At 39.6% G+C, this 23,494-nt stretch carries 23 protein-coding genes; 20 read left to right on the forward strand and 3 right to left on the reverse strand.

The genetic code is table 11. The annotated features are described in order from the left end of the window. Nucleotides 1-74: 74 nt before the first annotated feature. Nucleotides 75-1,004, reverse strand: coding sequence for a LysR family transcriptional regulator (locus B5D82_RS13845; RefSeq protein WP_081152335.1), 930 nt, complete (start codon nucleotides 1,002-1,004; stop codon nucleotides 75-77). Nucleotides 1,005-1,113: 109 nt separating this feature from the next. Between B5D82_RS13845 and B5D82_RS13850 the strand changes: the two genes are divergently transcribed. The 7 genes from B5D82_RS13850 (at nucleotide 1,114) to B5D82_RS13880 (ending at nucleotide 9,592) form a co-directional block, all read left to right on the forward strand. Then, on the forward strand, nucleotides 1,114-2,586 hold the full coding sequence (locus B5D82_RS13850; RefSeq protein WP_081152336.1) for an NAD-dependent succinate-semialdehyde dehydrogenase: 1,473 nt from the start codon (nucleotides 1,114-1,116) through the stop codon (nucleotides 2,584-2,586). Nucleotides 2,587-2,646: 60 nt separating this feature from the next. After that, on the forward strand, nucleotides 2,647-3,930 hold the full coding sequence (gene gabT / locus B5D82_RS13855) for a 4-aminobutyrate--2-oxoglutarate transaminase (RefSeq protein WP_081152338.1): 1,284 nt from the start codon (nucleotides 2,647-2,649) through the stop codon (nucleotides 3,928-3,930). A 515-nt stretch (nucleotides 3,931-4,445) separates the two neighbouring features. Further along, nucleotides 4,446-5,228: a gamma-glutamyl-gamma-aminobutyrate hydrolase family protein gene (locus B5D82_RS13860; RefSeq protein WP_081152339.1), complete on the forward strand. Its 783-nt coding sequence runs from the start codon at nucleotides 4,446-4,448 to the stop codon at nucleotides 5,226-5,228. Further along, a complete protein-coding gene (locus tag B5D82_RS13865; RefSeq protein ID WP_081152341.1) occupies nucleotides 5,221-6,579 on the forward strand; it encodes a glutamine synthetase family protein in 1,359 nt (452 codons plus the stop codon). The genes B5D82_RS13860 and B5D82_RS13865 overlap by 8 nt, the downstream gene beginning before the upstream one ends. Nucleotides 6,580-6,590: 11 nt before the next feature. Further along, the gene (locus tag B5D82_RS13870) at nucleotides 6,591-7,946 is read left to right on the forward strand and encodes an aspartate aminotransferase family protein (RefSeq protein ID WP_081152342.1); all 1,356 of its coding nucleotides are present in this window, start codon (nucleotides 6,591-6,593) and stop codon (nucleotides 7,944-7,946) included. A gap of 82 nt (nucleotides 7,947-8,028) precedes the next feature. Next, nucleotides 8,029-8,895, forward strand: coding sequence for a hypothetical protein (locus B5D82_RS13875; protein WP_081152344.1), 867 nt, complete (start codon nucleotides 8,029-8,031; stop codon nucleotides 8,893-8,895). A 277-nt stretch (nucleotides 8,896-9,172) separates the two neighbouring features. Then, nucleotides 9,173-9,592 carry an acyl-CoA thioesterase gene (locus tag B5D82_RS13880; protein ID WP_081152345.1) on the forward strand — a complete coding sequence of 140 codons (420 nt, stop codon included), beginning with the start codon at nucleotides 9,173-9,175 and terminating at the stop codon, nucleotides 9,590-9,592. Nucleotides 9,593-9,611: 19 nt separating this feature from the next. On the opposite strand, the gene B5D82_RS13885 is transcribed toward B5D82_RS13880, so the two are convergent. Then, the gene (locus B5D82_RS13885) at nucleotides 9,612-10,529 is read right to left on the reverse strand and encodes a LysR family transcriptional regulator (protein WP_081152346.1); all 918 of its coding nucleotides are present in this window, start codon (nucleotides 10,527-10,529) and stop codon (nucleotides 9,612-9,614) included. 149 nt (nucleotides 10,530-10,678) lie between these two features. On the opposite strand from B5D82_RS13885, the gene aptA reads away from it, so the two are divergent. The 5 genes from aptA (at nucleotide 10,679) to B5D82_RS13910 (ending at nucleotide 17,385) form a co-directional block, all read left to right on the forward strand. Next, a complete protein-coding gene (gene aptA / locus B5D82_RS13890; RefSeq protein WP_081152347.1) occupies nucleotides 10,679-12,031 on the forward strand; it encodes an omega-aminotransferase AptA in 1,353 nt (450 codons plus the stop codon). A 104-nt stretch (nucleotides 12,032-12,135) separates the two neighbouring features. Beyond that, entirely contained in the window at nucleotides 12,136-13,626 is a 1,491-nt protein-coding gene (locus B5D82_RS13895; RefSeq protein WP_081152348.1) for a CoA-acylating methylmalonate-semialdehyde dehydrogenase, read from the forward strand. Between the two features lie 34 nt (nucleotides 13,627-13,660). Then, nucleotides 13,661-14,356: a cupin domain-containing protein gene (locus tag B5D82_RS13900; RefSeq protein ID WP_081152349.1), complete on the forward strand. Its 696-nt coding sequence runs from the start codon at nucleotides 13,661-13,663 to the stop codon at nucleotides 14,354-14,356. Between the two features lie 83 nt (nucleotides 14,357-14,439). Next, a complete protein-coding gene (locus B5D82_RS13905) occupies nucleotides 14,440-15,915 on the forward strand; it encodes an aldehyde dehydrogenase family protein (protein WP_081154513.1) in 1,476 nt (491 codons plus the stop codon). 63 nt (nucleotides 15,916-15,978) lie between these two features. Next, nucleotides 15,979-17,385 (forward strand): NAD(P)/FAD-dependent oxidoreductase, encoded by a 1,407-nt coding sequence (locus tag B5D82_RS13910; protein ID WP_081152350.1) that lies wholly within the window; start codon nucleotides 15,979-15,981, stop codon nucleotides 17,383-17,385. A 75-nt stretch (nucleotides 17,386-17,460) separates the two neighbouring features. Here B5D82_RS13910 and B5D82_RS13915 read toward each other — a convergent pair whose 3' ends face one another. Beyond that, the gene (locus tag B5D82_RS13915) at nucleotides 17,461-18,753 is read right to left on the reverse strand and encodes an NAD(P)/FAD-dependent oxidoreductase (RefSeq protein ID WP_081152351.1); all 1,293 of its coding nucleotides are present in this window, start codon (nucleotides 18,751-18,753) and stop codon (nucleotides 17,461-17,463) included. A 282-nt stretch (nucleotides 18,754-19,035) separates the two neighbouring features. Between B5D82_RS13915 and B5D82_RS13920 the strand changes: the two genes are divergently transcribed. The 8 genes from B5D82_RS13920 (at nucleotide 19,036) to B5D82_RS13955 (ending at nucleotide 23,457) form a co-directional block, all read left to right on the forward strand. Next, nucleotides 19,036-19,449, forward strand: a complete 414-nt coding sequence (locus B5D82_RS13920) for a hypothetical protein (protein WP_081152353.1) — start codon at nucleotides 19,036-19,038, stop codon at nucleotides 19,447-19,449. A gap of 204 nt (nucleotides 19,450-19,653) precedes the next feature. After that, nucleotides 19,654-20,841, forward strand: coding sequence for a porin (locus B5D82_RS13925; protein WP_081152354.1), 1,188 nt, complete (start codon nucleotides 19,654-19,656; stop codon nucleotides 20,839-20,841). Nucleotides 20,842-20,852: 11 nt separating this feature from the next. After that, on the forward strand, nucleotides 20,853-21,401 hold the full coding sequence (locus tag B5D82_RS13930; protein WP_081152356.1) for a cytochrome c: 549 nt from the start codon (nucleotides 20,853-20,855) through the stop codon (nucleotides 21,399-21,401). 362 nt (nucleotides 21,402-21,763) lie between these two features. Beyond that, complete coding sequence (locus B5D82_RS13935) at nucleotides 21,764-22,006, forward strand: cation transporter (protein ID WP_108456759.1); 243 nt, start codon at nucleotides 21,764-21,766, stop codon at nucleotides 22,004-22,006. Between the two features lie 69 nt (nucleotides 22,007-22,075). Continuing rightward, the gene (locus B5D82_RS13940; RefSeq protein ID WP_081152359.1) at nucleotides 22,076-22,447 is read left to right on the forward strand and encodes a hypothetical protein; all 372 of its coding nucleotides are present in this window, start codon (nucleotides 22,076-22,078) and stop codon (nucleotides 22,445-22,447) included. 35 nt (nucleotides 22,448-22,482) lie between these two features. Next, nucleotides 22,483-22,833: a hypothetical protein gene (locus tag B5D82_RS13945; RefSeq protein WP_081152361.1), complete on the forward strand. Its 351-nt coding sequence runs from the start codon at nucleotides 22,483-22,485 to the stop codon at nucleotides 22,831-22,833. Between the two features lie 77 nt (nucleotides 22,834-22,910). Continuing rightward, a complete protein-coding gene (locus B5D82_RS13950; protein ID WP_081154515.1) occupies nucleotides 22,911-23,207 on the forward strand; it encodes a YHS domain-containing protein in 297 nt (98 codons plus the stop codon). Beyond that, nucleotides 23,197-23,457, forward strand: a complete 261-nt coding sequence (locus B5D82_RS13955) for a DUF5676 family membrane protein (protein ID WP_081152362.1) — start codon at nucleotides 23,197-23,199, stop codon at nucleotides 23,455-23,457. Before B5D82_RS13950 ends, B5D82_RS13955 begins: the two co-directional genes overlap by 11 nt. The last annotated feature ends 37 nt before the right edge of the window (nucleotides 23,458-23,494 follow it).

Here is a 23,494-nt window from a genome sequence, read left to right on the forward strand (position 1 = left end):
CTCTAATTACCGTTATAAACAGGTCCACTGTTTCTTTCATATTTTTTCAATAAATTGCTGCGTTCGTTTGATATTTAATTTTCTAAGTTAAATGCAGTTGCAAATGCGTTACGCAATAACTCCACTTTAGTCGACTCTCTTGGCGTTTTCTTATTCACTAAGGATAAATTAAATTTATAAGTACGAGTACTCGGTTGAATAATACGTATGTCACCTGCATTAAGCTCTTGTTGAATGTAGCTTTGTGGCATAAATCCTATGTATTTTCCTGATAGTATCATCGCTTTTCGCGTATCAAATTGATAAGCCCTTGCCGATAAGTTTAGCTGCTGTAACTGTTCACGCCCGTCAATATCAATATCTATACCCGGGTGTATAGCATTAGCTGTAGCTAAATCGTTATTGTTAATTTGGGTATCTACTTGATTATAAAACGTGTGCTTTTTTCCACAACAAAGAAAAATAGGTTCACTAGATAACGGTACATAATGTAAACCTTCAATTTGTTGATAACCCGGGAATATCGCAATATGGGCTTTGTCTTTAAGTAATAATTTTTCTATATTCGAGATTGAGTCGCCATCTAATACAATATGCAAATTTGGAGAGCTGTTCGATACTGACTCAATAACTTGTGCCAGCTTTTGCTGCCTTTTTCTATCTAATAAGTCGGCACATAAAATCACTAATTCGCCGCTGAGCTCTTTTCCTAGCGTACCCACTAATAGTGAGAAGTCGTTTAGTGAGTCAAATAGCGCTATTACCGCGTGATAAACTAATTGCCCATCTTCGGTAAGTGAGAAACCCCCTCTGCCTCGTAAACACAATTTAAGTTTCATGCGTGTTTCTAAGTTCGACATATGAACGCTGATGGTTGAACGGGTTATGCCGAGCGCTTTTTCAGCCGCGGAAAATCCCCCATGCTCAACTACCGACGTAAAAATCCGTAATAAGCGTAAATCATACTCAGTTATGGGCTTTGGAATGATTGAATTTATCGACATGTGCTACTCTAATGTTTTGTCATTGTAAAACTTAAGGTTGAATGTTTTGTATTTAACCGGAGTTTGAATTGATATTCAATAGCTAAAATAGATTGCAACGGAGTTTAATATGCAAAATCACTCAGACCTAGGTTTACAAGATAGTCAGTTAGTTAAAAATTTTTCTTATATTAATGGCAGTTGGCATAGCAGTGAATCGCAAATTTCTGTTACTAACCCTGCTGATGGTAGTGAAGTGGCAAAAATAAGTAATGCTGGCGTTGCTGAAACAGAATTAGCCGTCGTTGCTGCCAAAAGTGCATTAAAAATGTGGTCGGCAAAATCGGCCAATGAGCGTGCTGGACTTATGCGGAATTGGTTTAACTTAATCATGCAGCATCAAGATGATCTGGGTCGTATATTAACTTTAGAGCAAGGTAAGCCACTAGCCGAAGCTAAAGGTGAAGTCGCTTACGGTGCCGCTTTTATCGAATGGTTTGCTGAAGAAGGTAAACGTGCATACGGTGACATTATCCCTGGCCCATCAAGTGATAAACGTGTTGTGGTTATTAAGCAACCCGTAGGCGTTGTTGCTTCTATTACACCGTGGAACTTTCCTAATGCCATGATCGCAAGAAAAGCTGCAGCCGCTTTAGCTGCTGGTTGTACTTTTGTTGTACGCCCGGCAACACAAACACCTCTGTCAGCACTTGCTATGGCCGAACTTGCTGAACGCGCAGGTATTCCTGCAGGCGTATTTAATGTGGTTGTCGGTGACGATGCAAGTGGTATGGGTAAAGTATTAACTCAACACCCTGACGTGTCTAAGTTTACTTTTACTGGATCTACTCCAGTGGGTAAGACCTTGTTGAAGCAATGTGCAACAACAGTAAAGAAAGTATCAATGGAGTTGGGCGGTAATGCACCTTTTATCGTTTTTGCTGATGCTGATATTGATGCCGCGGTGCAAGGGGCTTTGGTTTCAAAATACCGTAATGCAGGCCAAACCTGTGTGTGTACTAACCGTATTTTTGTTCAAAACAAAGTGCTACAAGAGTTTACAGAAAAATTCACAGCCGCGGTTGAAAAACTAGCCATAGGTAATGGTCTAGATGACGGCATTATCATAGGACCTATGATTTCTAGCACGGCCTTGAATGACGTTGATAAGTTAGTGAAAGAGTCGATTGCTGCTGGCGCGAAAGTTATTTCGGGCGCGCAAAAACATTCTGCAGGTGAAAATTTCTATCAGCCAACTATTTTAAGCCATGTTACCAATGATATGCCGGTTGCTAGAAATGAAATATTTGGTCCAGTTTCTCCTATTCTCTCATTCGATACAGAAGAAGAAGTTATTGCCATGGCTAATGACACAGAGTTTGGTCTAGCTGCTTATTTTTATGCCAGAGATATTGGCAGAGTTTGGCGAGTTGCTGAAGCACTTGAGTTTGGCATGATTGGTATTAACGAAGGCATTATCTCTAATGCTGCAGCACCATTTGGTGGCATGAAGCAATCGGGTAGTGGTCGTGAAGGTTCTAAATACGGTTTGGATGATTATTTAGAAATTAAATATTTATGTATGGGCGGTTTAGATAAGTAATCGCGCGTTAGTCATTATTAGCTGAGCACATTAGCAATATAACAGAATTAGGTAAGTACAATGAAAAATGAAGAATTACAGGCAAGAAAAAGTAAAGTTATCGCCCGCGGCCAAGGTAATGTTTATCCGGTATTTGTAGATCACGCGAAAAACGCTGAAATATGGGATGTTGAAGGTAAGCGTTATATCGATTTTGGTGCTGGTATTGCAGTATCAAATACGGGTCATAGCCATCCAAAAATTATCGACGCAGTTAAAGCACAAGTTGATAAGTTTAGTCATACCTGTGTCATGGTTAATCCGTATGGAGTTGCCGTTGAATTGGCTGAAAAACTAACCGCTATAGCACCGGGTCCATCAGAGAAAAAAGCTATTTTTGTTTCAACAGGTGCTGAAGCTGTAGAAAACTGTGTGAAAATTGCTCGCGCCCATACTGGTCGTCGTGGCGTTATTGCTTTTAATGGTGGCTTTCATGGTCGAACTAATTTAACGATGGCATTAACGGGTAAAATTTCACCATATAAGCATTTGTTTGGTCCGTTCCCTGGTGATATTTTCCATGCCCCTTTCCCAATGGAATGTCACGATGTTTCAGTAAAAGATGCCTTAAAAGCGTTAGATAATTTATTCAAAGTCGATATTGCGCCAAGTGATGTTGCGGCTATTATTATTGAGCCGGTACAAGGTGAAGGTGGTTTTTATGCTGCACCTACTGAGTTCTTAGTTGCATTGCGTAAAATTTGTGACGAGCAAGGTATTGTTTTAATTGCTGATGAAATTCAAACTGGTTTTGGCCGAACGGGCAAAATGTTCAATATTGAATACTCAGGTGTTGAACCTGATTTAATCACCATGGCTAAAGGTATTGCGGGTGGTTTCCCAATTGCTGCTGTTGTTGGTAAAAGTGAGATTATGGATGCGCCTTTACCGGGTGGTCTTGGCGGCACTTACGGCGGTTCACCCGTTGCGTGTGCAGCGGCTTTAGCTGTGCTAGAAATTATCGAAGAAGAGAACCTTGTTCAACGCTCAAATGAAATTGGTGCTTTGTTTAATAACAAGTTATCGCAGTTACAGGCTAAACATCCAGATCTTATTCTAGATGTGCGTAACAAAGGTTCTATGATAGCGATGGAGTTAGTGCAAGGCAGTGACGCAGAGCAACCGAATACGGCATTAACGCAAGCCATTATTGCTAATGCAGCAAAATATGGCCTAGTACTATTAGCTTGTGGCTTTTACGGTAATGTTATCCGATTTTTACCAGCCCTTACGATTAGTAATGAGCTAGTTGAAGAAGGCTTATCAAGCTTTGTTCGTTTATTTGAAGACCTTGCTAGTAAGTAACTAGGAAGTGTAATTTCAAGTTTGATAAATAGCACATAAAATTTTAATTCCCCCCATTATTAAGGTTTTATGTGCTTATTTATTAAATCATCATTTCGTATTATTTTTTACATAAAAAGCGTTCCTTTGACGAAAGTTCAGAATGTCGAATTCACGCGAGTCCCCCATAGCATCGTGTGCTTGTGTCTAATAGCCAATATCGAGTTTCTTGTTGTCAAACATCAAGTTAAAGCAATTATCATGCTGTCCATAAGTACGTGTAAAGTATAGTTTAAAATTGTTTATCTTATTGTTTTTACAAGCTTAAATAAATAATCATAGTGATATTTAATTAACGTTTTACTGCGTTAGTCAAGGCCACTTAATGAATGAAACTGACTTGAATCAAGCTGGCCAACAATTAGTCAAAGTGAGTTATGGTTGAAGCGTTTTTAAATTCGAAATTCATTAGACGTTCAATATTTTAATATGCTACTGTTCATTAAAACGAACAGTGGTTATCAGCAAAGGAATTTATGAGCGAAATAAACTTACCCGTTGTTGGCATATTATGTGACCTTGAACAAGTCGGGCCACACCCATTTCATATGTCGGGAAATAAATACGTACAAGCCGTTATTCAGGCCGCTAATTGTGTTCCTATTCTCATTCCTGCTATTGCAGGGCAAACAAATTTTAAGCAGCTGTTAACATTAGTCGATGGCGTATTACTGCCTGGTGGCTATTCAATGGTTGATCCTTTGAACTATCAAGCAGCGGCGGCGCCACATGAGACAAAATTAGATATAGCGCGAGACCAAACAAGCTTTGGCTTGATCAAGCAAGCTATCGAATGTGGTGTGCCTATTTTAGGTATTTGTCGTGGTTTTCAAGAAATGAATGTTGCTTTTGGTGGCTCATTGCACCAAAAACTGCATGAACACGAAATGTATCAAGAACATCGAGAAAACAAAGACCTTATTCTTGCTGAACAATATGCCGATAGTCATAAAGTCACTTTAACGCCAGCAGGTCAGCTGTCAAAAATAATGGATGCACAAGCCATAAATGTGAACTCTTTACATACGCAAGGGGTTGATAAGTTAGCAGACAATTTATCAGTAGAAGCGGTTAGCGAAGATGGCTTATGTGAAGCTTTTTCTGTCGTGAACGCAAAAGCATTTGCATTGGCAGTTCAGTGGCATCCTGAATGGCAAGTAATGGACAATAATAAAAACGCTAAACTTTTTGCCGCATTTGGACGTGCGTGCAAAGTAAAGCAGTCAGCAAAGCAAACAATGAGAAATAATCATGGATAAAATAAAGCAGTGGCTCGTCGAACATCAGGTTAAATACGTACAATGTGTGATCACTGATCACACCGGTATTGCCCGTGGAAAAATATATCCAGTTAAAAAATTTATTGAAGAAGGTGGTAGCCGTTTAGGTGAAACTATCTTATTAATGTCTGGCACAGGTGACTTGGCAGACGACAAGTTTTTATATACTTTAGCTGATCCTCGCGATATTGATATGCTATTACAGCCGGATGAAAATGCCTGCTTTATGGTGCCTTGGGCGAATGAACCCACGGCAATGATCATCCATAACTGTGTCGATCAAAAAACCTTAAAGCCGGTTGAACAGTCTCCTCGAGATTTGCTTAAAAAAGTTGTTAAATTGTATGATGAACAAGGTTGGAAAGCAGTAATTGCGCCTGAAATGGAGTTGTACTTAACGCTTACCAATAACGATTCTACGCAACCTTTAAAAACACCATTAGGTAAGTCTGGTCGCTCTGAAGCGGGCAGACAGTCATTTGGTATAGAGGCGATTACCGAATTTGAACCCGTGATGACCGATATATATGAATGGTCAGAGCAGCAGGGCTTAGCCATTGATGTCGTTGTACATGAAGAAGGTACCGCGCAATTTGAATTTAATTTTAATCATGGCGACCCGTTATCTTTAGCTGATCAAGTCATTGTTTTTAAACGCACGGCGAAAGCTGCTGCCAACAAACATGGCATGACAGCGACGTTTATGGCAAAACCAATAACCGGGCAACCGGGCAGCGCCATGCATATTCATCAAAGCATTGTTGAAAAGTCTACCGGCAAAAATATCTTTGCCGGCTCATGCCAGCAAAGTACTGAGTTTAGCGAACATTTTATGCATTACTTAGGCGGGTTACAGACTTATATTCCGCAACTAATGCTGATGTTTGCCCCAAATATCAACTCATACCGACGATTTTTAACCGACTCTGCAACACCAGTAAATTTAGAGTGGGGTATCGAAAATCGCACCGTGGGCTTACGTGTTCCTGATGCACCTGATGATGCTAAGCGCGTTGAAAATAGAATTCCTGGAGCTGACGCTAATCCATACCTTGCCATTGCTGCAACGCTTATTTGTGGTTATATCGGCATGATGGAAAAAATAGTGCCTGCTGATGAAGTAACGGGTAAAGCTAACAAAATCATCAATAAAAGCATGCCCATTAATATCGAGGCCGCGATGGAGCAAATGGAGCAAAGCGAAAAAATTAAGCACTATTTAGGTGCGAACTTTGTCGCTGGCTTTATTGCCACTAGACGTGCTGATTATGACAATTATAAAAGTGTGATTTCCTCTTGGGAACGTCATTACTTGCTGACTACAGTTTAAGTTGAGACTTTATGACATCAAAGATACAAGCATTAGATAACAAACATCATATTCACCCCTTTAGTGATTCGAAAGAATTGCATGAAATTAACCCTCGCGAGATAACACATGCTGAAGGTGTTTATATTTATGATGATAAAGGTAATAAATTACTTGATGCTATGGCGGGCCTATGGTGCGTTAATATTGGCTATGGCCGTCAAGAGTTAGTCGATGTTGCGACTAAGCAAATGTCAGCACTGCCTTACTACAACTTATTCTTTAAAACTACTCATGCGCCTGCTGCAAAACTAGCAGCTAAAATAGCTTCTTTAGCGCCATCTCATATGAATAAAGTATTCTTTACAGGCTCTGGCTCAGAAGCAAATGATACCGTTTTTAGAATGGTGCGTCGTTATTGGGATCTAAAAGATAAGCCCACTAAAAAGCAGTTCATTAGTCGTGAAAACGCTTACCATGGCTCAACAGTTGTGGGCGCAAGCCTTGGTGGTATGGGTTATATGCATGAGCAAGGTGATTTGCCTATTGCAGGTATTTCTCACGTTGAACAGCCTTATTTTTTTAAAGATGGTGGCGATCTTACGCAAGAGGCTTTCGGTATTAAAGCAGCACAAAGTCTTGAAGCGAAAATTCTTGAGTTAGGTGAAGATAATGTTGCCGCCTTTATTGCCGAACCGTTCCAAGGTGCCGGTGGCGTTATAATTCCGCCGACCAGTTACTGGCCTGAGATCAAAAGAATTTTAGCCAAATACGATATTTTGTTAGTGGTTGATGAAGTTATCTCTGGCTTTGGTCGCACAGGTGAATGGTTTGCCAGCCAATACTATGATTTAGAACCTGATCTTATGCCAATAGCCAAAGGATTATCATCGGGATATTTGCCAATTGGTGGTGTTATTGTTGGCGATAAAGTGGCAGAAACTCTGATCGATAAAGGCGGAGATTTTAATCATGGCTTTACGTATTCAGGTCACCCAGTGGCTGCTGCTGTAGCGCTTAAAAATATAGAACTGTTAGAGTCTGAAGGGATTGTTGAGCGAGTGAAAAACGAAACGGCGCCTTATCTACAAAAGCGTTGGAAAGAACTAGCTGCACATCCAATTGTGGGTGAAACACGCGGTTTAGGCATGGTTGCAGGCCTTGAGTTAGTCAGAGATAAAGATACCCATGAACGCATAGCGCCAAACAGTAAAGCAGGCGGCATATGTCGTGACTTCTCAATGGCGAATGGTTTAATCATGCGTCCTTGTGGCGATACTATGATTATTTCTCCTCCTTTAGTTATTACTAAAGCAGAAGTCGATGAATTAATGGAAAAAGCGCTTAAAGCTCTAGATGAAACGGCTAAACATTATAATTTAATGTAGGTTAAAATTTAATTAAGCCACTGTTATAGTGGCTTAATTGTTTTTGCCGTGTAATACCTATAACTAAAAAAAGAAGAAAATTATGGCAGAGTTATCGATGAATCAAACCTTTATGAAACACTTTCACTCATGGGGCTATCAAGGCTTTAAATATCTTATTTATACTTTATTAGCGATTAATGTATATTTATTTTTTAGTGAAGAGTGGCTAGCCAGTAAAGTTATTTTTGCCTCAGGGGTTAACCTTGATACGATTATTGAAGCTTTTTCATCGACTATTGATACCGCCGCATGGTTGGTTTTATTGCTGTTGTTTGAATTAGAAACCTCTGTTATTGATGACGAACACTTAAAGGGCAAAGTAAAATGGACCTTGCATGGCGTTCGTGCATTTTGTTATATATTTATAATCTACTCACTGTACGGTTACATGACTAAAATTGGTCTAATAGGGCAGTTTGCTCCGCATAAAATAACCGATCTTTGTACCTTAACCGGCGATTGGAAGTTTATGGAAACCCTTAACGTTTATAATGCATTTACCAAAGAAACGTGTAAAAGCTTATCAACGGTAGGTAGTGAGTTTTTCTCTCATGAAAAATACAAAATCATAGCGAATACGAAAACCCTTGCCGACGTTAAAGGGCTTGCTTGGGTTGATGTAATTAACGCTTCTGCTTGGGTCTCAGTGGTCTTGATGTTAGAAATTGATGTCCATACTCAGCTTGGAAATATATCGAGTCGATGGTGGACTAAATATAATAAATTTGTAAAAACTACCGTTTACAGTGTGTTGTTTATCGCCGCTGTTTATTGGGGGGTTACCGGTAATTTTCTTGAGTTTTGGGATGCTTTTTTATGGATTGTTGCGTTTGTATTGATTGAAATGAATATGTTTGAATGGCAAGCTGAAGTGGCAGAGCGAAAAAACAAGCAAGTGAGTAGGTAAGTCAAATTAAGAGATAATATTTAGGTAAAATCATATAGGGGTTTGAAGCGACTCATAACGATTAAAATTATGAGTAAGCCTCTATTGTCTGTGTGATTTAATTACAGCTTCTGATTAAGCTAATTAATGTTCACCTCAGATATAACGGAATAGTTTGCCTTATTGCAGATTAAATATTTACCATTTTCATATATGAGTATATTATTTCAAACAGGCATTAAACAATACTTTTTGCCTTGTTGCTTTTAGGTTACATTTTCAGTTATTAGGGTTAGATATGTTTTATGAAATAATAAAGCCGCGTGTCGGCGAAACGGACGCGCTTGGACACATTAATAATACGGTAATACCACAATGGTTTGAAGGTGGAAGAAACCCAATATTTAGGCTATTTAGTCCAGAGTTTAATTTAAACCTCAGCCAATGGGGATTAACCTTAGCAAAAAGTACTATCGAGTTTCATTTACCGCTTTTATTTGATTATGATGTTGAAATAAAAACCTATATTTCTCGCATTGGTACAAGTTCGCTAGATGTGTATCAAGAGGCTTGGCAGAATGGAGTTAAGCATGTTTCAGGCACTGCAGTGATGGTTCACTTTGATTTTATTACTCGAGAATCACGTCCTATTTCTAATAGCTTTAAACAAAAATTACATATGCATTTTAGTAGCTCTATTTCTGAAACATATTATTAATTAAACATGTAAATTTGTTTTAAGTTTGAGCTAACTCTTCTAAATAGGCTTCTAAAATTAAGTGGCTCCTTGCGCCCTTACTCGTAATAGCTGAGAATTTGGTATTAAACTTTCTATTGTGCGGTTCAATTGCCCGTAGTTTATCTCTTGCTACCCAGCGCTGTGCAAAGTGAGTCGGTAAAAAGCCAATGAACCGCCCAGTCAATATTAGAAAGGCAATACCTTCTCGGTCAGTCGAAGTTGCTGTAGCATTAAGTGTTTTTTGTTGCTGCTTAATTTCTACAGACTGAGGGTAGCTCGGTACAACCGCGTCATATTTTATTAAAGACTTAGCACTAATTTGATGTAAATCTTGCTGAAATAAAGGATGTTGCTCGCTGCAATAAAGCAGGGACTCTTCTTTATACAAAGGTAAGTAATTGAGTCCTGGTAATGTTCTTAATTTAGGAACAACACCAATATGTAATTGCCCATTCAAAATTGCCGATTCAATATCATTCGGCGGTATCATTCGAATATTAATAATTATTTCAGGTGCGCGATGCTTTAATGCACTTAATGCTCGTGTGATACGCATTTTTTCAATGGTGACCAGGTTATCTGTAATACCAATATTTAACTCACCAACAAGATCAGTATTTATCGCATTCATTTCAGCTCTAAAATTTTCAATACTGCCTAATAGTTGCAGTGCCGATTGATATACCTGCTCACCTTGCTCTGTAATTGAAAAACCAGAACGTCCTCTATGGCAAAGCTTCATATTTAACAATGACTCTAGTTCAGATATTGCAAGGCTTATTGCCGGTCTGCTGATGTTTAGCTCCACTTCTGCTGCAGAAAATCCACCGGATTCAATCACCACTTTATAAATTCTTAAAAGCCGAATATGAGCATCGCCTAACTGCTTGGGTAAAATGTTTTTATTCTTCTTCATTTATATTCTGCCTGTGTAATGTTAATAGGTAAGTAAATGCTTAACTTAAGTTTTTAAAGTATAGATTTAATAACCTATTAAATCATTGATAATAAGCACATGCAATTAAACATACACTTTGTAAACGTTATAAAGCGTAAGGTGGGATTATGAATAACAATAACAATAACAGTAAACAAGCTAGCCACGGTTTAACTCAAGATCAGTTAGACGCGCATTGGATGCCATTTACGGCAAATCGAGAATTTAAAAAAGACCCTCGAATTATTGTTTCGGCTGAAGGAAATTATTACACCGATGCCGATGGTCGTAAAATATTTGATGGTCTCTCTGGACTCTGGACTTGTGGTGCTGGTCATAGTCGCCCTGAAATTACAGAAGCAATAAGTCATCAAGCTAAAACTTTAGACTATTCACCTGCATTTCAATTTGGTCATCCTAAATCATTTGAATTAGCTCACCGGATTACTGAGCTGATGCCTGAAGGCCTCAATCGTGTGTTTTTTACCGGTTCGGGTTCTGAATCTGTTGAAACAGCGCTGAAAATAGCCCGTGGTTATTGGCGTAAAAAAGGCATGGCGAGTAAAACCCGTTTTATTGGTCGTGCAAAGGGCTATCACGGAGTTAATTTTGGCGGTATTAGTGTCGGTGGTATTGGCCCCAATCGAGCAATTTACGGCCAAGGTATTGAAGCGTCGCATTTGTCGCATACTATGTTACCAGAAAATAAATTTAGCCAAGGTATGCCAGAAGCGGGTGCTGATTTAGCGAATGAATTAGAAGAAATGATCGCGGTATATGACGCGTCAAATGTCGCTGCTGTTATTGTTGAGCCTTTAGCGGGTTCTGCTGGCGTAATTCCGCCGCCTAAAGGTTACTTAAAACGTTTAAGAGATATCTGTACAAAGCATAATATTTTATTGATTTTTGACGAGGTGATCACCGCGTTCGGTCGTATGGGGTCAAATACTGGTGCCGCTGAATTTGATGTGACACCCGATATTATGACTGTGGCGAAACAATTAACGAATGGTGTTATCCCTATGGGGGCCGTTATTGCGAAGCAAGAAATTTACGATGCATTTATGGAAACCGGCGGGCCTGAGTACATGCTTGAGCTACCTCACGGCTATACTTATTCAGCACACCCTGTTGCCTGCGCGGCGGCACTGGCTTCTTTAGATATTTTAGCTCAGGAAAATTTGCCTGAAAGAGTGAAGTCTATTGCGCCTTATTTTCAAGAAGTCTTGCATAGCTTGAAAAGTTGCAAGCATGTGGTCGATATTCGTAACTATGGTTTAGCTGGCGGTATTAGCATTGCTCACGCGCCAGGTGAACCAGCAAAACGACCACATCAAATAGCGATGAAAATGTGGCAAAAAGGCTTTTATGTCCGTTACGGTGGCGACACCATTCAGCTTGGTTTACCGTTTACTTCAACCTTGCCAGAGATAAGCAGCCTAATGAACGCACTTGGCGAAACCCTAAACGAAATTGACTAATCTGTATTGATTACCATTTTATAATCACAGGTTTTATTAACACCGTTTTTATTTTCAGACATTTTACTTCACAGTAAGTGAACTACAGCATTAAAGGAAAAAAGATGACAACTATCGGCCACCTAATTAACGGCGAAATATACAATGATAATAATCGCACGCAAGATGTTTTTAACCCTGCAACGGGTAAAGCAGAAAAAAAAGTATCACTTGCCTCAAAAGCAACCGTTGAAAAAGCGATTGCCGCTGCACAAGAAGCTTATCCAGCTTGGCGAAATACCCCTGCGATTAAACGTGCCCGTGTTATGTTTAAATTTAAAGAGTTATTAGAGCAAAACGCTGACAAAATTTGCCAATTAATTGGCCAAGAGCATGGCAAAATATCGCATGATGCGGCTGGTGAATTACAACGAGGTATTGAAAATGTTGAATTTGCTTGTGGTGCGCCAGAATTATTAAAAGGTGAACACAGCAAGAATGTTGGACCCAACATTGATTCTTGGAGTGAATTTCAACCACTGGGTGTTGTGGCGGGTATTACTCCGTTTAACTTCCCTGCGATGGTCCCTATGTGGATGTTCCCGCTGGCGATAGTTTGTGGGAATACTTTTATATTGAAGCCGTCTGAACGTGATCCAAGCTCAACGTTATACATTGCTTCTCTATTAAAAGAAGCTGGTTTACCTGATGGCGTAATGAATGTTATCAACGGAGATAAAGAAGCCGTTGATACCTTATTAACCGATCAACGCGTTAAAGCGGTGAGCTTTGTCGGTTCAACGCCGATTGCCGAATATATATATGCAACCGCCAGTGCTAATGGTAAACGTTGTCAAGCATTAGGCGGGGCTAAAAATCACGCTATTGTTATGCCAGATGCAGATATGGATAATGCGGTAAATCAATTAGTTGGCGCAGCATTTGGTTCTTCAGGAGAGCGTTGTATGGCCTTGTCGGTGGCGGTAGCTGTTGGCGATGAAGCAGGTGATGCATTAGTAGAAAAAATGCAACAAGCCATGCAGAGCTTAAGTGTTGGTGAATACTCAAACGCGAATAATGATTTTGGCCCTGTGATCACGCAAGCGCACCAGGATAAAGTGGTTGGTTATATCTCAAGTGCTGCTGAGCAAGGTGCAACGCTAGTTGTCGATGGCCGTAATCCAAAGGTTGAAGGTTATGAAGATGGCTTTTTTGTTGGAGCAACGTTAATTGATAACGTTACGGCCAGCATGGACAGCTACAAAGCGGAAATTTTTGGTCCAGTACTACAAGTTATTAGAGTTAAAACTATGGAAGAAGCCATGCAACTGATCAACGATCATGAATATGGTAATGGCACTTGTATCTTCACCCGCGATGGCGAGGCGGCTCGCTATTTCTCTGATCATATTGAAGTCGGTATGGTGGGCATTAATGTGCCATTACCTGTTCCAGTTGCTTACCATAGTTTTGGTGGCTGGAAGCGCAGCCTATTCGGTGATTTACATGCCTACGGCCCAGATGGCGTAAGATTTTACACAAAACGTAAAACTATCACACAGCGATGGCCGTCAAGTGGTGTGCGTGAAGGCGTAAGTTTTGCTTTTCCGAGCTAAATTTAATATTCGATAAATATAACGAGCACCAGATATGACCTTAGAACACACTATTATTCGCCTATCTGTTAATCCTGAAGGGTTTACAGATAACGTCGATGATTTAACTGCAGATATGTTTGAATCAGCCTTACCGGTTCAGCATAGTCATGACTATTTTGCAGATGATGATCTAGGGTTATATATCGGTGTTTGGGATACTACGGATATGGTTGAAACTGCTGCGCTTTATGGTATGGACGAGTTTATGGTGCTTATAGAGGGCGCTGCAGTTATTAAGAACAATAATACCAACACCAGCGAAACAATTTTAGCAGGTGAAAGCTTTATTATTCCCAAAGGCTATGATTGCCAGTGGCTGCAAACCGGTTATTTACGTAAGTTTTATGTAATCGCCGAGAAAGCCTGTACTAAAAAAGTAAGCTTAGCTCCATCGAAAGATGGCATAGTTAGGTTTGCAGCGACAACCGCCTTGGGTAATAGCATTTATTATAAAAGTGCTGATCAGCACTTTATATCAGGGGCTTTTAAAGGCAATATCGTTGATTCGCCCATAGCGAGCAGTGTGCAACGCCGTTTTATCTATTTAAAAGCAGGTTTCGTGACCTTAATAGATAGTAATTTAACCGAATACAACTTTAAAGCAGGTGATGCTTTTCTGTTGACCGGAACACAAAAATTTTGGCGTGCTAGCGAAGAAATAACCCATCACTATGTGGAGCTATCTTAAAAATGAGCAGTTCAATGTCGAATTACATCAACACAATAACAAAAAAAATTCCTTTAATTGCAGAGCTCCAGAACGGCGGTTCAATGCAAAACAAACATTTTATTAATGGTAAATTCCAAGATGCTGAGTCAGCCGAAACATTTACGGTTATTAATCCTGCCAATGAGCAAGTTATTGCTCACTTGTCTGCCGGTAATCAAGCTGACATTAATAATGCCGTAGCTGCCGCCAAAAATGCTTTTTATCAAGGCCCATGGCCAAACATGAAAGGCAGCGAAAGGGCGGTTATTTTACGTAAAATGGCCGCGATAATTACCCGTCGTTTAACTGAATTATCAGACCTAGAAGTACTCGACAACGGTAAACCTTTCCCTGAAGCAAAATGGGATATTGAAGACACCGCAGGTACTTTTGAATTTTACGCTAATCTTGCTGAGTCATTTGATGAGCAGGCAAGTAAAGAAATTAGTTTACCTGAACCAGGCTTTACTTCAAAAGCCACCAAAGAACCCTTAGGTGTTGTTGGCGCTATTATTCCTTGGAATTTCCCAATGCTAATGGCCGCATGGAAAGTTGCCCCAGCGTTAGCGGCCGGTTGTACGGTGGTATTAAAGCCTTCAGAAGTTACGCCGTTAACTGCATTAGCCTTGGGTGAAATTGCCCAAGAAGCCGGTTTGCCAGCGGGTGTATTAAATATTGTTACGGGTTTAGGACAACCAGCCGGGCAAGCGTTAGCAGAACATCCTGATATTGATAAGCTTGCTTTTACCGGTTCAATTCCCACCGGTTCAAAAATTATGGCCTTAGCGGCCAAAGATATTAAAAATATTAGCCTTGAACTGGGTGGTAAATCACCTTTGGTTATTTTTGAAGATACTGATATTGATAAAGCGGTTGAGTGGATCATGTTTGGTATTTTTTGGAATCAAGGCCAAGTATGCTCAGCAACGTCACGTGTGCTGGTGGCAGAAGCTATTTATCCGGCACTATTAAAACGGTTAATTGAAGAAACTAAAAAAATAACTATCGGCGCTGGCGACCAAAGTGGTGTGCTACTTGGTCCGTTGGTCAATGCCGCGCAATACGACAAAGTAAAAGCCGCTATTGCCAGAGGTGTAAAAGAGGGAGCTACTTTAGCTTACGGCGGCGTAAAACCAATTGACGTTGATAAAGGTTATTTTTTAACGCCTGCCATTTTTACTAACGTTGATAAAAATAGCTGGATTTGGCAAGAAGAAATATTCGGCCCTGTAGTCTGTATTAAAGCCTTTAAAACTGAGCAAGAAGCCATTGAGTTAGCCAATGATTCCCGATTTGGACTTGCCGCGGCTGTTATGTCGAAAGACCAAGCCCGTTGCGACCGTGTTGCTAAAGCTTTTAGAGCCGGTATTGTTTGGGTTAATTGCTCACAACCTACTTTTGTCGAAGCGCCTTGGGGCGGTTATAAACAATCAGGTATTGGCAGAGAGCTAGGTGAGTGGGGCTTTAATAATTATCTTGAAACCAAGCAAATCACCCAATTTACTAGCGATGAACCTTGGGGTTGGTACGTAAAGTAATACCGATAAATTGCGCAAGTTTGACTATTAAAACTTAGCACTCAATAAGTAAGTGAGATAAAAATGCAGCATCTTAACGCGCTGAAAGATTCGACGTATCGGCCAATATGGTTTGACCTAGCAGAGCAGCCTGAAACACTTCCTCCGTTAACAGCAGATAGTCAATGTGAGTTATTAATAGTAGGCGGAGGTTTCACAGGCTTATGGGCGGCATTACAAGCAAAAGAGCGTAAACCTGACGCTGATATTATCTTAATCGAGAAAACCTTTATTGGTAATGGCGCATCTGGCAGAAATGGCGGTTTCTTAAACTCAAGCCTTGCACATGGTGAAACCAATACCGATCACCATTTCCCTGGAGAAGCTGAAAAGCTTCACGAGTTAGGGCAAGAAAATATTACTGAACTTCTTGCCAGCTTAAAACAATATGGCATTGACGCTGATTACGAAGCGGTTGGCGAAACTGAAGTGGCTACTAATCAAGGCGCGGCTGACGCTATTCGTAAATATTTTGAAGCAGAAAAAGCCGAGGGTGATGATGTAGTTTGGCTAGACCAAGCTCAAATGCAAGCAGAGGTTAATTCGCCTACTTATTTAGCTGGCTTATGGCGTCGTGGCGATCAAAACGGCACGGTAAACCCTTTAAAAATTTGCTGGGGTTTAAAGCGCGTTTTACTTGAGCTTGGCGTTAAAATTTATGAACAAACTGATCTTGTCGATGTTCAGCCATTAGGCAAAGCACATATGCTAGCTCAGTGTGAACATGCCAGTATAAAAAGTGAAAAAGTATTAATGGCCACCAATGCGTTCACCAGTTGTGTTGGTAAAATTCGCCGTAGTGTTATTCCAGTGTGGGATTATCAATTAGCTACTGAGCCATTAACTCAAGCGCAGTTAGATACGATCGGTTGGCATAAAACACGCCATGCAATTGGTAATCATGCCAATATGTTCCACTACTATAGAATGACCAAAGACAACCGTATTACTTGGGGCGGCGGTGGTGCAGTGCGATATTATTTTAATCGCGGTATAACTGACAATTATGCTGATATTCCTGAGCGTTTTGAGCAACTCTCTAAAGAGTTCTTTGAAACATTCCCACAACTTGCTAATGTAAAATTTAGTCATCGATGGAGTGGTATTATTGCGACGTCGTCACGTTTTTGTATGGTGCCAGGGGTAACGCATAATGGTCGACTTTCATGGGCGGTGGGTTATACGGGGTTAGGCGTTGGCGCTTCACGATTTGGTGCGCGCGTTGCTATTGAGTTACTGGGTTATCAACCAAGTGATATTATAAAAATGCAGTTCGTTAGAAAATGGACTTTGCCTTGGGTACCAGAGCCGCTGCGTTGGATTGGTGTGCGTTTAACTCAGCATGCTTTAATTCAAGCCGATAAAAACGGTGGTAAACGTGGCTTATGGTTGAAGTTATTAGATGCCCTAAATTTAGGCTTTACCTGCTAAAGCTCAATTATTATTATCCCATTAAAAACGGCTCTTAATTGAGCCGTTTTTATTTTATGGGTTTATTAATCGCTATTAAATACCTAATTTATCTCTTAAGCCGTAATACCAGGCACCCATCATGGTCATTGGTACTCGCATAGCTCTGCCGCCAATAAATGGGTAATGAGGTAAGCTTGTAAAAACTTCAAAACGAGATTGTTCACCTGATATGGCTTCAGCCAATATTTTACCGGCTAAATGCGAGGTATTAACGCCGTGGCCACTATAACCTTGCGCATAGTAAATATTATTACCTATTTTACCCAACTGCGGTAAACGACTTACCGTTAAGAGAAAGTCGCCGCCCCAGGCATAATCGATTTTATAATCTTTCATGGCCGGGAATATTTTTTCCATGTGGGGTTTTAAGAAGCGTTTGATACTGGCAGGATCGCCACCACCATAAGTAACGCCACCACCGAAAAGTAAACGATTATCAGCGGTCATTCGGTAATAATCTAATTTGTAGTTCACATCTTCAACACAATATTGCGAAGGAATAAGTGATTTAGCAAGCGCTTCAGGTAATACCTCAGTGGTCACTATTTGCGTACCACAAGGCATCGATTTTCTCGCTAATTTGGGTTCAAGGTTACCCATATAGGCATTACCAGCCAATACTAATAGGTTTGCTTTAACATGGCCTTTCTCGGTGCTAACAATGACTTTTTCGTTACCATCTTCTGTAATGTTTTTAATATCGATAACTTTCGATTGTTCAAATACTTCACCGCCAATAGAAACTAATGCAGCCGCTTCGCCTAATGCTAGTTTAAGGGGGTGTATATGGCCACAATGTTCATCAACTAAGCCACCAATGTAGGCGTCAGTATTCACAATTTTACTTACCCCAGCTTTGCCAACCATAGTTAGCTTTTTATTACCAAAACGCTCCCAAAGGGCTTTTTTACTCTCAAGCTCTTTTAGTTGTTTTTCGGTAAAAGCGGCAAAAAATCCACCGTGTTTATAGTCTGCGTCAATATTATATTTTTTGATTAAACCACGAATACAATCAGCACCTTCAAAGGCCATATTACCCATGGCATTGGCAGTATCTACACCATAATGCTTTTCAATATGGTCAATATCGCGGCTAAAGCTATTGACTAACTGACCACCGTTTCTGCCTGAGGCGCCAAAGCCGATATTCGCCGCTTCTAACAATGCTACTTTGTAGCCTTTCTCTTGTAAGGCAATAGCAGTTGAAAGGCCGCTATAGCCGCCACCAACTACACAAACATCTGCCGTAACCTCTCCTTCTAATGTCGGGTAATTTACGGTTTTATTTGCTGTAGCGGCATAATAAGAGTCAGGGTAAGCTGTCATTGTTAAGTCCTAAAATAATGTATTTATGATTATAGTGTTTATAAAATAACACGTGTGTTTTAAATAACAAACAGTCAGTCGATTTTTTTAGGCCTAAAAGCTGATTTAATAAAAAAAATAGATATATCCAGACGTTATTATTTGGCTATTTATCTAATTAATCTGTTATTAAGTTTCTGGTAATGAAGTCGTACTTCATTACCAGAAACTTGATCAGGATCAAGGTTATAGATATTACAAGGTTTATACTTTTGGAGTGTTTAAAGGAAACTGATTATTCTCATGAAAAATCGATTGAATTGGCTATTAGTAATAATGATATATTTGTCTGTTAATGGACAAGTATTTGCTAAGGCTGTTCATGTCTGTACCGAAATGGCGTATACCGCTTCTGCATTATCATCCGCTAACACAACGATTAATATTCATGAACATCATCAGCCAATTGAGCCGAGAAAAGATAATCACCAAATAAATGAAGAGCATAATACCGCTAGGCCTAAAGCAATGGATAATTGCCATTGCGTAGATTGCGATTGTGTACAAAACATTACAGGACAAGCAAACTCATCATTGTTGCAAGATAACAGTTTTGCAAATTTCTTCCCTGTCATTTCAATAAATGTGGTTAAGCTAAATAGAAACTTTATATCTTTGCCATATACCAACCCTTATAAACCTCCGATTACAATCTAACACGGGATCAGTGTGCCTTTTTTTCAAGGTAGCTGAACTTGTATTCTATTAGACGTTTAGTGCAATAATTTGTCAAAGTGATTTACATCGCCTAACAAATTAGAACTTCCCCCTGTGCTTTTCGCCACTTATTTAAAAACATTTAATTATACTATTTGGCGTAGAGGAGCTCCTCTGCCCGCCATAAAATACTAAGGCCATATCATGAAAAATGGACTTCTCCAATCGGTTGTAGCAGCAACCTCAATGTCATTAATGACAACTGTTAATGCGCAAGAAAATTCTACTTTAGATATTGGTCGTTTCGCTATTGCAGGTTATGGCGATGTGACTTATATCAACCAATCGAACATGAAAGATGAAGCAGGAAACGATATTCAAAATAATGTAGTTGCACGTTTTGTTCCCATATTTTTGTTTCAACTTTCTGAAAAAATTCATATTGAGGCGGAACTAGAGTTCAGTACTAATGCCGAAGGCGAAACCGAAACTGAACTTGAATACGCCAACATGGATTACTTTTTTAATGACAATACCATCATTACCGCGGGGAAATTCTTATTACCCTTCGGTCAGTTTGGTGTGAATTTACACCCAAGTTGGATCAATAAAGCGGCGAGCAACCCAGGTCTTTATGGTGGTCACGGTGGTAATGGTTCGTTAGGTGGAATTACAAGTATTTTGGGAGACACGGGTATAAATATCGCTAATACATGGAATCTAGGTGATGCAGGGAGAATTTTTACTGATTTTTATACGGTAAGTGGTCCAAGGCAAGAAGCCGGAGATCATGGCGGTGGAGTAGAAATGTCAGCTAAAAATGGCGACAACAATAACACCATGGCATTTGGTGGGCGTATCGCTTATGCATTTTTACCTGAATGGGAAGTCGGTGTTTCTTATTACTCAGGAAAATATAGTAATGACGGCGACTTAAATTACGATGCTTATAATATCGATATTAACTGGGTAGGTAGTTATGCCAGTGTTCGAGGTGAAATTTTTGGTTCTAGCGCCGAAACAGAGGGTGAGGATGACCCCATTGAAGTTGATGAGCATGGAGAGGAATGGGTAAAAGATTTTGATAAAAGTGGCTGGTATATCCAAGGTACTTGGCAAGCACGCGAGCTAGGTAAAGCCTGGTTAAATCCAGTTGAGTTTGTTGTGCGCTATTCAGATATAAAGTCAGATTTTGACGGCAGCATTGGCCATGATTTTGAAGAAGACGCAGGTAAGATGGGCAGTCGTATTTATTATGGTGTCAATTATTGGTTAGAACCAAGTGCTGTATTGAAGTTGGGAGCAGAAAGTACATCAATAGATAATGAAGGTGCAGGTCACGGCGGCATAGTTGATGATCGTGTGTTTTTACAGTTAGCGTTTGGCTTTTAAGGAGATTTACCATGAAAATATTAATATTATTATTGACCATATTTACCTTAACCATCAGTACATTTTCAGTCCAAGCACAGCATGTCAGCGATCCCTCGTTAGTAGCCGAAGGAGCTAAAGTCTACAGTGAAAATTGTGCTCGTTGCCATAATGCACGTCCTGCAGAAGAGTACACAAAAAAAGAGTGGTCTGTTGTTATTCCTCATATGCGTGCAAAAGCACATATGACAGGTAAGGAAGCATTGGCGGTAGAAGCTTTCTTAGCAAGCACTTTAACTGCTGATGTGCGCAATATAGCAAGCCATGAAAACACGAATTTACCTAAGAAAACTGGTGCTGAATTAGTCACTCAATTCGGTTGTCAGGGCTGTCATCAACTTAGAGGAGAGGGAGGTAAATTAGGTCCTGCTTTAGACAATGTTGTTGCAGATAAAGGTGAGGCATTTGTGCTTAAGAAGTTAATGGAGCCTAAGTTTAATAATGCGGCTTCGGCTATGCCTAAATATCCAATGAATAAGGAAGATATCGCGGCAATTATTGAGTTCTTAAAGCAAGAATAAAACAGCAGGTATAGAGGTGGTTTTGACGGCATTATTTACAGTTTATTTATATTGTCGTCATTAAATTAATCACTGTTTAACTTTTCAGGTAAATAGAATGCCTCTACTCGTTAATGTTTAAGTCTCAGACCTGATATTTGTCAAAAATGATGTTTTTACAAATAGTCACTTGACCTGTGTTTAACACATAGGTGTAAGTTAAGTGTAGGTTTTATAGTTCTTTATTTTCATATTAAGCATCAGCACTTATGTAATTAGAGCAATAGGTGCAGTAAGCGCTATGAAGTCAACTTATACCAAACATATGAATTGTCACCTCGTTGTAGATAAGAATGAAAGTGACGCGCACTAAGGAGATAACCATGAATAGATCAACCGCTAGTATTGCCAATAAAAACATCCAAGAGTTAACCATTGAAGGAGCTTGCTGTGCAAGTTGTGTCAATAAGATTGAAACAGCATTAAAAGATATTAACGGCGTAAACAGCGCTGAAATGAATTTTGCCTTACGTTCTGTAGTTGTAAACGGAGATGTCGGCTCTGCTGTTCTGATTAATGCCATTGAAAGAATAGGTTACAGGGCTAGAACCGCAGCAAGGAGCTAGAAATGAATAAATTAGTCGGTAGAAATACCAGTATAAATACCCAAAATTTGATTGATAAAGGAGGCTGTTATGTCTGATTTAGACCATAGAGTTGGCGTTAGAGAAATTAACTTAGTAGTAAGAAACCTAAGACTTACCAAGGTAACAGAAGAAAATATCGATGGGCTAATTGCGGCAATAGATCAAATGTTCGGCTTAGATGAAGTCTCTTTCAATCGCAAAGAGCAGAGCATTCATTTAGCTTACGATGCAACCAATTTAGACCTTGATGGCATTGAAAATGTTATTAGAAATCATGGGGCGGATATTCACAATGATTGGTGGACCCGCACAAAAGACAGCTATTACAAATACTGTGATCAAAACGTCAAGGATAATTTCACACATGAACCTTGGAGTTGTCATAAATCGCCACCAAATTCGAGCAAAAGAAAACGTTAATATCGCGTTAAAAACAACTTAATTAGGAATTACTTATGTTAACGAAAATATCCAAAATAATTGCACTTGTCATTTTTACTGTAGTGCTTACAGGCTGTGCAAATAGCGATTTGTCACATCGGTATCTCATGCGTGGCCAAGTAGTGTCAGCAACACCAGACAATATTGTTGTTTGCGTTGGTTTTGATGACGGTGCAAAAGTAGGGCAAATTTTGGAAACGTATCGATTCACCCTGAACGATGACAACGATGACGGTGCCGATTTTTTTCAAAAAGTGGAAAAAGGGCAAGTGAAAATAGAAGAAATTATGAATGAACACTTCGCTAAAGTATCGGTTGTAAAAGGTACGGTTAAGAAATTCGATATGGTGCAGTTAAAAAAATAGGAACTTCTCGCTTGCGTGATGTTGGCAAGCTAGGCATCACGCTTTTTTTAAATTAGTTAACTGTTATGGAGGCAGCAATGGAAAGTCTATTTTCATTTTTATTATTTGCCGGGATATTTTATCTCATGATGCGCTTTGGATGTGGGGCTCATATGACCCATGGACATCATGATAAAAAATCCGCCAAAAATAGTTTTATAGATCCTGTTTGTGGGCATGAAGTTGAAGAGGATAAAGGATATGGCAAACTCGAAGAAGGGCATTTATATCGTTTTTGTTCAAGAGAATGTTTAGATAGGTTTGACCGTGAACCAGGAAAATTTATTGATAAGCAACATGCAATAACACCAAAGGATAATGAACATGAAACATAAAATATCACTGGTTGCATTTGGCCATGCAACAAGTCTATTTCTTGCCATTAGTTTTACTTTATGTGTCATTTTTGGCTTGTTGTTTCCTCAACAAGCCATGTACCCCGTATGGTTACAACTGTTACCAGGTTTTGAATGGATAAGCTGGAAAAGCTTCTTTTTAGGGATAGTAGAAAGCTATTTTTATGGTTGGTTTATTGCCCTTGTTTGGGGGCCGATATATAACGTCGCGGGTAGTAAAAGTAGGTAGTTTAAGCTTTTTATTTACCACTAAAATATTTTGTAAT

Origin of the sequence: Cognaticolwellia beringensis (assembly GCF_002076895.1) — a bacterium.
Taxonomy (GTDB): Bacteria; Pseudomonadota; Gammaproteobacteria; order Enterobacterales; family Alteromonadaceae; genus Cognaticolwellia; species Cognaticolwellia beringensis.